Here is a 9,926-nt window from a genome sequence, read left to right as displayed (position 1 = left end):
TTGGTGGCGCGGGCGCGTGAGGCGGGTCTGCGGTTCACGCCGAAGCAGGTCTTCACGCACCGCACGCCTCAGGGCCTCGCCGCCTTCCTGCACCAGGCGGCCACGCCGGACGCGGCCCCGGCGACCGGCTCCCGCGCGAAAGCCCGCGACGATGCGTCCGCCGTCGTCCCCGCCACGCCGATCATGCAGTGGCTGCGCGAACTCGGCGGCACGGTCGACGCCTTCCACCAGTCGACCCTGCTCCGCGTGCCGCCCGCACTCGGCATCGACCGGCTTGCCGTCGCCGTACGGGCCGTCGTGGAGCGCCACGAGGCGCTGCGCGGACGGTGGCGGGAGGACGGATCCCTCGCCGTGGACCCGGTGGACCAGGACGCGCTGCGGGAGGGGGTCCGGCGAATCGACGCAAGCGGCCTCGGCCCCGACGCGCTCCGCGCACGGATCTCCGCGTGCGCCGAGGAGGACGCCGACGCTCTCGCCCCGCGTGACGGCACGATGCTGCGGGCCACCTGGTTCGACGCCGGCGAGGGAGAGCAGGGACGCCTCCTGGTCACCGTCCACCACCTGGCCGTCGACGCGGTCTCCTGGCACATCCTGCTGACCGACCTGTACTCCGCCTGGCAGAGCGCGGCGTCCGGGGCCACCCCGCGGCCGGCCCCGGTACCGCTCCCCTTGGGGGACTGGAGCCGGATGCTGCGGGCGGAGGCGCAGACACCCGTCGTTCTGGGCGAACTGCCGTACTGGCGCAGGACGCTGGCCGCAGGCGGCGTCGCCGTCACCGAGTCCCGGCTCTCGCCGTCCAAGGACATCTACGCGACGGCCGGCGAACTCTCCCTCACCCTCCCCGAGGACCTGACCGCCCCGCTGCTCACCACGGTGCCGGCCGTCTTCGGCGCCCACACGAACGAGGTGCTGCTGACGGCCCTGGCGCTCGCCGTCACCGCCTGGCGGCGTCCCGGCGCGGGCGACGGCACCGCGGTGCTCGTCGACGTCGAGGGGCACGGCCGCGAGCACCTCACCGAGGACGTCGACCTGTCGGGCACCGTCGGCTGGCTCACGTCGCTCCACCCCGTGCGGATCGACGCCGGGACCCGCCACTGGACTCCGGACGGCGATCCGGCGGACCCCGGCCTCGGCGACGCCGTGCGCCGGGTCACCGCCCAGGTCCGGCGCATCCCCCGGCGCGGCATCGGCTTCGGCCTGCTGCGCCACCTGAACCGGGAGACGGCCGCCGAGCTGGCCGCCTGCCCGGCGCCGCAGATCGCCTTCAACTACCTCGGCAGGAACAGCGGTCCGGGCGAGGCCGACTGGAGCGTGGCACCCGAGTCCGACGCACTGCCCGTCGGCGCCGATCCGCGCATGCCGATGGCGCACGTCGTCGAGCTGAACGCGGCCGTCGCCGACAGCCCGGCGGGCCCGCGGCTGACCGCCCACTGGCTGTGGGCCCGCCGCCTCCTGACCGACCAGGAGACGGCCGGCCTCGCCGAGCTCTGGTTCGCCGCACTGCGCGCGCTGGTGGCCCACGCGGCGAGCGCGGAGGCACTCGGCCCGCGGCAGGCACCCGCGCTCAGGCGGGAGGCGGGCGAGATCGACGAGGAGGAGGCCGCCCTGCTCGGCGCGCGCACGGGCATGCCCCTCGCGTGCGTCCTGCCGCTCACCCCCATGCAGGAAGGACTGTTCTTCCACGCCCGCTACGACAGCCGGGACCTCGACGTCTACAACGTCCAGATCTCCCTGGAGGTGGAGGGGCGCCTCGAGGCCGACCGGTTCCGGGCCGCCTGCGACGCCCTGCTGCGGCGCCACCCGATGCTGCGCGCGGGCTTCCTCCAACGGCGGTCGGGAGAACCGGTGCAGGTCGTCCCGGAACAGGTCCGGATGCCGTGGCACGTGCACGACCTGACCGGCCTCGGCCCGCAGGAGCAGGCCGCACGGCGGGAGGCGCTGCTGGACGCCGACAAGCGCAAGCGCTTCGACCCCTCCCGGCCGCCCCTGATGCGCTGCACCCTCCTCGCCCTGGCCGAGGACCGGCAGCAACTGGTGCTGAGCATGCACCACCTGATCACCGACGGCTGGACCACGTCGCTGCTCCTGCGGGACCTGCTCGCGCTCTTCGACCACGGCGACGACGTGAGCGGTCTGCCGGCCCCCGGCCACTACCCCGACTACCTGCGCTGGCTGGCGGAGCAGGACCGTGACGAGGCCCGCCTGGCCTGGGCCGACGCGTTGTCCGGCCTGAAGGAACCCACGCTTGTCTGCCCGGACCGGGACACCGCACGCATACGCGCACTGCCGGAGACCGTCGCCGTTGAGCTCTCCGAACCGGAGACCTCCGCACTGCTCGACGTGTCACGCCGGCACGGCGTCACGCTCAACACCCTGCTGAGGGTGGCCTGGGCGCTGTGCCTGTACCGGCGGACCGGGCAGCGCGACATCACGTTCGGGGCCACTGTCTCGGGCCGCGTCGCGGAACTGCCCGGCGTGGAGGAGATGGTGGGGCTGTTCATCAACACCGTGCCGGTGCGGGTCCGCCTCGACCCGGCCGAACCGGTGGCCGCCCTGCTCGGGCGCGTGCAGGAGGAGCACGCCCAGCTCCTCCCGTACCACCACCTCGCCCTGACCGACATCCAGCGGGCGGTGGGAGCGGGAACCCTGTTCGACAGCTGCGTCGTCGTGGAGAACTTCCCGACCGCCGAGACCCTTCCGAGCGGCCCGGACGACGGCCTGCGGCTGGTCGGCGTCACCGGCCACGACGCGTACCACTATCCGCTGAAGCTGATGGCCGCGCCCGGCCGGCAGCTGTACCTGGAGGTCGGCTACCGCACCGACCTGTTCGACGCCGGGTTCGGGCAGCAGGTGGCCGCACATCTGAGGAAGCTGCTCGTCGACCTGCCGGGGGCTCTGGACGACCCGGCGGAACGCTTTCTGACCCCCCTACCGGCACCGGCCGACGAGCCCGTACGGCAGCAGCTGTGCGAGCTGATCGCCGAGGTGCTGGGGTGCGCGTCCGTGGGCGCGGACGACGACGTGTTCGACCTCGGCTGCGACTCCGTCACAGCTCTGCGCCTCGTGGGCCGGATCGAGGCGGCACTCGGGCGGACGGTCGACGTCGCGGCCGTCTTCCGCTGCCGTACCGCGCGAGCCCTGGCTCTCGCACTGGCCTGAGCCGACGACCTGAGCCGACGACTTGAGCCGACGACCCGAGCCGACCCGGCTCCGACCCGCCGCCGGCGGACATCCGGTCCCGACACAGAAAGGGAGCAGTTGCCATGACCAACCCCTTCGAGAACGAGGACGGCACCTTCCACGTGCTCGTCAACGAGGAACGCCAGCACTGCCTGTGGCCCGCGTTCGTCCTGGTGCCGCGCGGCTGGGACGTCGTGGTGGCCGACACCGACCGGGGCAGCTGCCTCGACTACATCGAGACGAACTGGACCGACATGCGTCCCGCGAGCCTCGCCGACGCGAACGACCCCGCGTAACCCGCTTCCCCTCCCGCGAGAACGCTTCCTCACAGACAGGTGACCGTGCACATGCAGAACGACTCCGTGGCCGTCAATTCCTGGAACGAGTGGGACCCGCTCCAGGAGATGGTGGTCGGCTCCGCCGACAACGCCTGCTTCGAGCCGACCGAACCGGGCAGCCGGCCCGCGATCCGCAACGCCCCCGACACGCCGTTCCCGACCGGCCCGAAGTCCGACAAGGCCATCGAACTCGCCAACGAGGAACTCGCCGGACTCGCCGCGCTGCTGGAGTCCCAGGGCGTCACGGTCCGCCGCCCCGAGCCCCACGACTTCTCCGCCCCGGTCCGCACGCCCGACTTCGAGGTCGAGAACCAGTACTGCGCCGTCTGCCCGCGCGACGTGATGATCACCATGGGCAACGAGATCATCGAGGCCACCATGTCGCGCCGGGCCCGGTACTTCGAGTACCAGCCCTACCGCAAGCTGGTGTACGAGTACTGGAACGCGGACCCGCGCGTCGAGTGGACGACCGCGCCCAAGCCGTCGATGGCCGACGACATGTACCGCGAGGAGTTCTGGGACTGGCCGCTGGAGAAGCGGCACGCGCAGATGCACTCCTTCGAGTTCTGCATCAACCAGGACGAGGTGATCTTCGACGCCGCCGACATGAGCCGGCTCGGACGCGACATCCTCGTCCAGGAGTCGATGACCACCAACCGGGCGGGCATCCACTGGCTCAAGCGGCACCTGGAGCCGCGGGGCTTCCGTGTCCACACGGTGCACTTCCCGCTGGACTTCTTCCCCTCGCACATCGACTGCACCTTCGTGCCGCTGCGCCCGGGCGTGATCCTCACCAACCCGGAACGGCCGCTGCGCGAGGGCGAGGAGAAGATGTTCCTCGCCAACGACTGGGAGCTGATCGAGGTCCCGCAGCCCGTCCTGGGCAACCACGAGATGCCGCAGTACTGCCAGTCGTCGAAGTGGCTCTCGATGAACGTCCTCAGCATCTCGCCCACGAAGGTGATCTGCGAGGAGCAGGAGAAGCCGCTCCAGGACCTGCTCGCCAAGCTGGACTTCGAGGTCTTCACCGTCCCGTTCCGCAACGTGTTCGAGTACGGGGGCTCCCTCCACTGCGCCACGTGGGACGTGCGCCGCGACGGCACGAGGGAGGACTACTTCCCGCGCCTCGACTACCAGCCGCTGGTCTGAGCGCGTCGCACCGGAAAACCTCCGGTGGCGAGTGAACCTCACGCGCGATTTGCCGCTCTGATGACACGACAGTGCCGAAGGGTCAACACCCCTGCTGGGAAAGGCCCTTCGGTGTCCGTGATCAGAAGTGGAGACCAACCCCCATGAGAGTTTCCCCGACCCGTCACCGTGTCCGCCGGATAACCTCCGTCGGGCTGGTGGCGAGTGCGGCTCTGGCCCTCCTCGCGTCGGCCGTCACCACGGCCGCCGCGCACACGGCACCCGGCGAGGAGCGGGCCAGGCCCAGTATCAAGATCATCGGAGGTGTGGAGCAGCCCGTCTCCGCCCACCCGTGGATGGCCGCCCTCCTGAACAAGGGCTCCGGAAGCCCGACCGACCGCCAGTTCTGCGGCGGCAGCCTGATCAACGCGAACGTGGTCCTGACGGCAGCCCACTGCGTGACAGACACCGAGGCGAAGAAGCTGGAGGTCACGGTCGGCCGGACCGTGCTGTCCGACAAGCGCCAGGGGCAGCTGCGCAACGTGCGGAGCATCGTCTCGCACCCCCGCTACGCCAAGGGGGACGAGGCGTACGACCTGGCGCTGCTGGAGCTCGCCAAGCCCGTCGCGGGCATCGCCGCCGTGAAGATGCCGACCGCCGGCACGGACGCCCTGCTCCGCCCCGGCGCGCAGGCGACGGTCATCGGCTGGGGCAACACCGACACCGAGGTGCCCAGCTTCCCCGACCGGCTGCGCGGCGTGAAGGTGCCCCTGCTCTCGCACGCCGAGTGCACGGCGACGTACCCGGAGTACAACAAGGCCGTCAACGTCTGCGCGGGCGTCGAGGGCAAGGACTCCTGCCAGGGCGACAGCGGCGGCCCGCTGTTCCGCAAGGTCGCCGGCCGCACCTACCAGATCGGCATCGTGTCGTACGGCGAGGGCTGCGGTGAGCAGGGTGCGCCCGGCGTCTACACCTCCACCAGCTCGAAGAAGCTGTGGGACACCCTCGCAGAGTCCCGCGAGGGCAAGCGGATGAAGCAGCTGCTGCGCCGCTGACGCCGCGGCGGTGCACAACGGGCCCCGCTGCCCGGTGGGCCGCGTCCGGTCGCAAGACCGGACACCGCGCCGGGCGGCGGGGCCGGTCCGTTCCGCCCTGATCGGATCCGCCGCGGCGAAGCGCCGCCCGAACGCCCATTGGCCTCGCACAGCTTCGTCGACCATACTGCCCGCCGTGGAGCAGCAGATAGATCCGAACATCAAGCCGGACTTCGCCGTGAGCACGGACCCGGCCTTCCTCCCAGGCCTCGTCGGCGCCCGTCCCGCCCCCGCGGCGGCCGGCGGGACGCGGGAGCGCGAGGACAAGGAGCCGGAGGACGCCGCCGGGGAGGACGCCCCGCAGGCGGTCTCCGACGACGGGGCCGAGGACGCGATCGAGGACGCCGCCGGGCCCGCGGCCGGGGACGACACGGGCGGGAGCGAGACGGCAGCGGACGACACGGCAGCGGACGGTGAGGACGCCGACGGCGCCGGGGACGACGGCCCCGTCTTCGAGGTCAGCGACCGCCGCGGCTCGATCACCGCGAACCGCGAGGGCGTCCGCTTCCGCCTCGACGACCAGGAAGCCGACTTCCGCTGGGACGAGATCGGCGCGGTCGAGGTCAAGACCCCGCGGTTCGGCCGCCGTTTCACCGTCACGGTCCACGTCGCGGCCAACCGCTGGTTCAACGCCGAGGTCGAGGCGGACGCCAGAGGCCGGCTCAAGGAGTGGACGGCGGAGCTGGACGCGGTGCTCGACGCCTACTTCGAGGAGTCCTGAGCACCACGCCCGTCGCGCTCCTCTAGTGCGCGATGCCGTCGATCAGCTCGCGCGCTCCCTGGCGCAGCAGTGCGACGGCCACCGAGGTGCCGAGCGTGGCCGGGTCCAGCCGCCCGGCCCACTCGTGCGCGTTGAGCACGGTCTTGCCGTCCGGGGTGAAGACCTTCGCCCGCAGCGACAGGTCGCCGTTCCGCTCGGCCTGCGCGTAACCGGCGATCGGGCTGTTGCAGTGCCCCTGCAGGACGTGAAGGAACATCCGCTCCGCCGTCGTCTCCCGGTGGGCGTCCGGGTCGCCGAGGGCGCTCACCACGTCGATCACGGCGTCGTCGTGCTCGCGGCACTGGAGAGCGAGGACCCCGGCGCCGATCGGCGGGCACATCGTCTCGACCGACAGGATCTCGCTGATCACGTCGGTGCGGCCGATGCGCTCGAGGCCGGAGACGGCGAGCAGGAGCGCGTCCGCGTCCCCCGCGTACAGCTTCTCCAGGCGCCGGTTGGCGTTGCCCCGCATCGGCACGCACTCCAGCTCGGGGTGCGAGGCGGCCAGTTGGGCCGCCCGCCGGACGGACGACGTGCCGATCCGCGTACCGGCCGGCAGCTCGTCGAGCGCCAGGCCGCCGGGGTGGATCAGGGCGTCACGGATGTCGTCCCGCTTGAGGAAGGCCGCGAACGTCGTGCCGGCGGGCAGCGGCCGGTCGGCCGGGATGTCCTTGACGCAGTGCACCGCGAGGTCGGCCTCACCGGCCAGGAGCGCGGCGTCGACCTCCTTGGTGAACGCGCCCTTGCCCTCGACCTCGGCCAGGTCGCCCATCCACCGGTCGCCGGTCGTGGTGACGGGCACGACCTCCGTACGGATGCCCGGATGCAGCGCGGCCAGTTCGGCGCGTACGCGCTCCACCTGGGCGAGGGCCATCGGGGAGGAACGGGAGACGATGCGGATCCGCTCGGGCACAGTCATGACGACCACGATAAGGCGTCGGTGACAGGCCCGGAGACGTTGCTCCCTCTGGGGAGATCCGTTGCGCTGCACGGGGAAGCGACGCGCGCGACACGACCACAGACTGCCCCGGTATGTCACGATTCATCTGCTTCGGCGCATAGCTTCGGCTTATGACGAAACGACAAATCACCTGCCTCGCCTCCACAGCCCTGCTCGTCGCCTCCGGAGCGGCCGCCGCGGTCCCCGCCCACGCCGCCGAGACCCACCATGTGAGCCCCGGCCAGTCGATCCAGGCCGCCGTGGACGCCGCCCGGCCGGGCGACACCGTCGTCATCGCCGCCGGTACGTACCACGAGAGCGTGCTGATCACCACGTCCGGCCTGACGCTGCGCGGGGCGGGTGCCCGTACCGTGATCAAGCCCGCGGCGGCCACCGCGCGGGCCGGGAACGCCTGCGCCGCCGCGGGGAACGGTGTCTGCGTGACCGGCACGGCCGAGCAGTCCGTCGACGGCGTACGCATCCAGGCGCTGGCCCTGTCGGGCTTCACCAAGAGCGGCGTGTGGGCCTCCTGGACCGACCGGCTGACCGTGCGGGGCGTGACCTCGGAGAAGAACGGCACCTGGGGGATCGCCGAGCAGCGCTCCACCCGCTCCGTCCTGACGGGCAACATCGTCCGGTCCAACGGCGACGCCGGCATCTTCGTGGCGAACACAGTCTCCGAGGAGGCCGGTGCCACCGACACCCTCGGGACGCGGATCAGTGGCAACGTGATGACGGACAACCGCATCGGCGCCACGGTCCGGCGGGTGCGCAACCTGACCGTCGACCGCAACACGATGATGGCGAACTGCGCCGGTCTGTTCCTCGTCGGTGACGAATCGAAGCCGCGCGCGGGCGCCCTGACGGTCAGTGGCAACCATGTCCTGCGCAACAACAAGGCCTGCAAGGCCACGGCCCGGCTGCCCGAGATCCAGGGCGCGGGCATCGTCCTCACCGGCACCGAGGACACCGTCGTCGAGCGGAACATCGTGTGGGGCAACGTGGGCTCCTCGCCGTTCTCCGGCGGCATCGTCCTCTTCAAGAGCGTCGTCGGCATCCCCGGCACGGACAACGTCGTCCGGGACAACGTCGTCGTGCGCAACGGGGCGGCCGACCTGGCCGACCGGGACGCCGCCGGCACCGGCAACCGCTTCGACGCCAACGTGTGCGGCGTCTCCGAGCCCGCCGGACTGTGCTGAGCGACGCCGCGAGGGACCGACTGGCCGGGCCGTCAGGCCCGGCCCCACTCACGAGAAGCGAGGCGGCATGACCACCACCGCATCCACCGCACTCACCGCATCCACCGCATCCCCCGTGCCCGTCGAGCCCACCGCGCCCCATGCCTCCATGAGGCTGCGCGAACTCGTCTTCGGCGCGGCCTGCGCCGCCGCCGTGCGCGCGGCGGCAAGGCTCGGCGTCGCCGACGCCCTGGAGGACACCCCCAGCACCGCGGAGGACCTCGCCGCGGCCGTGAAGACCGACGCGAGAGCGCTGCGGCGCATGCTCCGCGCCCTGACCTGCTACGGGATCTTCACCGAGGACGCGGACGGCCGGTTCGCGCACACCGACATGTCCCGGCTGCTGCGCGAGGACGACCCGCACAGCCTGCGCTACATCGCCCTGTGGTGCACCGAACCGTGGACCTGGGCCGCCTGGCCCCGCCTCGACGCGGCGGTGCGCACGGGCGGCAGCGTCTTCGGGGAGTTGTACGGCAAGGAGTTCTTCACCTACCTCCACGAGGACGCGGAGGAGTCGGCCCAGGTGTTCAACCGGGCCATGACCACCTCCAGCGTGCAGTCCGCGCGCGACGTCGCCGAACTCCTCGACCTCACCGGGGCGTCCACGGTCGCCGACATCGGCGGCGGCCAGGGTCATGTGCTGGCCAGCCTGCTGGAGAAGAACCCCGGCCTGAAGGGCACGCTGTTCGACCTGCCGGGTGTCGTCGAGAAGGCCGACCCGCGGCTGCGCGAGGGCGGTGCGCTCGCCGACCGGGTGAGCATCGTGCCCGGCGACTGCCGTCGGGCCCTGCCGGTCGGCGCCGACGTCTACGTCATCAAGAACATCCTGGAGTGGGACGACGACAGCACCGCCCGGACACTGCGCAACGTCGTCGGGTCGGCCCGCCCCGGGGCCCGGGTGATCGTCATCGAGAACCTCGTCGACGACTCGCCGTCGATGAAGTTCACCACCTCGATGGACCTGCTGCTCCTCCTGAACGTGGGCGGGGCCAAGCACACGAAGGAGAGCATGACCAGCCGCATGGAGGCCGCCGGTCTGGTCGTCGGGGAGATCCGCCCGGTGAACTCCTACCTGCACGCGTTCGAGAGCGTCGTCCCCGGCTGAGCCACCGGCCCGGCAAGGAGGAGCGCACGACACCAGCAGCCGGCCCCGTCCGGCCCGGCGCGGTCCTGCACTGCGCGACCGACTGGGAGCCGTACGCCGAGCAGATGCTCGACGTCCTGACCGCGCACCCGGACTTCGAGAAC

The 9,926-nt window shown here is 71.9% G+C and carries 8 protein-coding genes and 1 pseudogene; 8 read left to right on the top strand and 1 reads right to left on the bottom strand.

All coding sequences use genetic code 11. The features are described from left to right. From ACWD0A_RS32620 to ACWD0A_RS32600, 5 genes are all read left to right on the top strand, one after another. Positions 1 to 3,159: condensation domain-containing protein (locus tag ACWD0A_RS32620; RefSeq protein ID WP_451304027.1), on the top strand; the 3,159-nt coding region annotated here is incomplete at its 5' end. Positions 3,160 to 3,263: 104 nt separating this feature from the next. Beyond that, positions 3,264 to 3,476 carry an MbtH family protein gene (locus ACWD0A_RS32615; protein WP_451304025.1) on the top strand — a complete coding sequence of 71 codons (213 nt, stop codon included), beginning with the start codon at positions 3,264 to 3,266 and terminating at the stop codon, positions 3,474 to 3,476. A 51-nt stretch (positions 3,477 to 3,527) separates the two neighbouring features. Beyond that, entirely contained in the window at positions 3,528 to 4,667 is a 1,140-nt protein-coding gene (locus ACWD0A_RS32610) for a glycine amidinotransferase (RefSeq protein ID WP_451304023.1), read from the top strand. Positions 4,668 to 4,810: 143 nt separating this feature from the next. Next, positions 4,811 to 5,701, top strand: coding sequence for a S1 family peptidase (locus ACWD0A_RS32605; protein WP_451304021.1), 891 nt, complete (start codon positions 4,811 to 4,813; stop codon positions 5,699 to 5,701). 175 nt (positions 5,702 to 5,876) lie between these two features. Further along, complete coding sequence (locus tag ACWD0A_RS32600; RefSeq protein ID WP_451304019.1) at positions 5,877 to 6,461, top strand: hypothetical protein; 585 nt, start codon at positions 5,877 to 5,879, stop codon at positions 6,459 to 6,461. Between the two features lie 22 nt (positions 6,462 to 6,483). Here ACWD0A_RS32600 and hemC read toward each other — a convergent pair whose 3' ends face one another. Then, positions 6,484 to 7,419: a hydroxymethylbilane synthase gene (gene hemC / locus ACWD0A_RS32595; protein ID WP_451304017.1), complete on the bottom strand. Its 936-nt coding sequence runs from the start codon at positions 7,417 to 7,419 to the stop codon at positions 6,484 to 6,486. Between the two features lie 152 nt (positions 7,420 to 7,571). On the opposite strand from hemC, the gene ACWD0A_RS32590 reads away from it, so the two are divergent. The 3 genes and pseudogenes from ACWD0A_RS32590 to ACWD0A_RS32580 all read left to right on the top strand — a co-directional run. Continuing rightward, positions 7,572 to 8,639: a right-handed parallel beta-helix repeat-containing protein gene (locus ACWD0A_RS32590; RefSeq protein ID WP_451304015.1), complete on the top strand. Its 1,068-nt coding sequence runs from the start codon at positions 7,572 to 7,574 to the stop codon at positions 8,637 to 8,639. Between the two features lie 67 nt (positions 8,640 to 8,706). Further along, positions 8,707 to 9,783 carry a methyltransferase gene (locus ACWD0A_RS32585; RefSeq protein ID WP_451304013.1) on the top strand — a complete coding sequence of 359 codons (1,077 nt, stop codon included), beginning with the start codon at positions 8,707 to 8,709 and terminating at the stop codon, positions 9,781 to 9,783. Beyond that, positions 9,735 to 9,926: pseudogene (locus ACWD0A_RS32580) on the top strand (tRNA (guanosine(46)-N7)-methyltransferase TrmB); the annotation flags it as partial. The gene ACWD0A_RS32585 and the pseudogene ACWD0A_RS32580, both read left to right, overlap by 49 nt.

The sequence above is a fragment of the Streptomyces sp. NPDC002867 genome (genome assembly GCF_053591895.1).
Note: the sequence above shows the minus strand (reverse complement) of the source record. Positions and strands in the feature narration are given on the sequence as shown.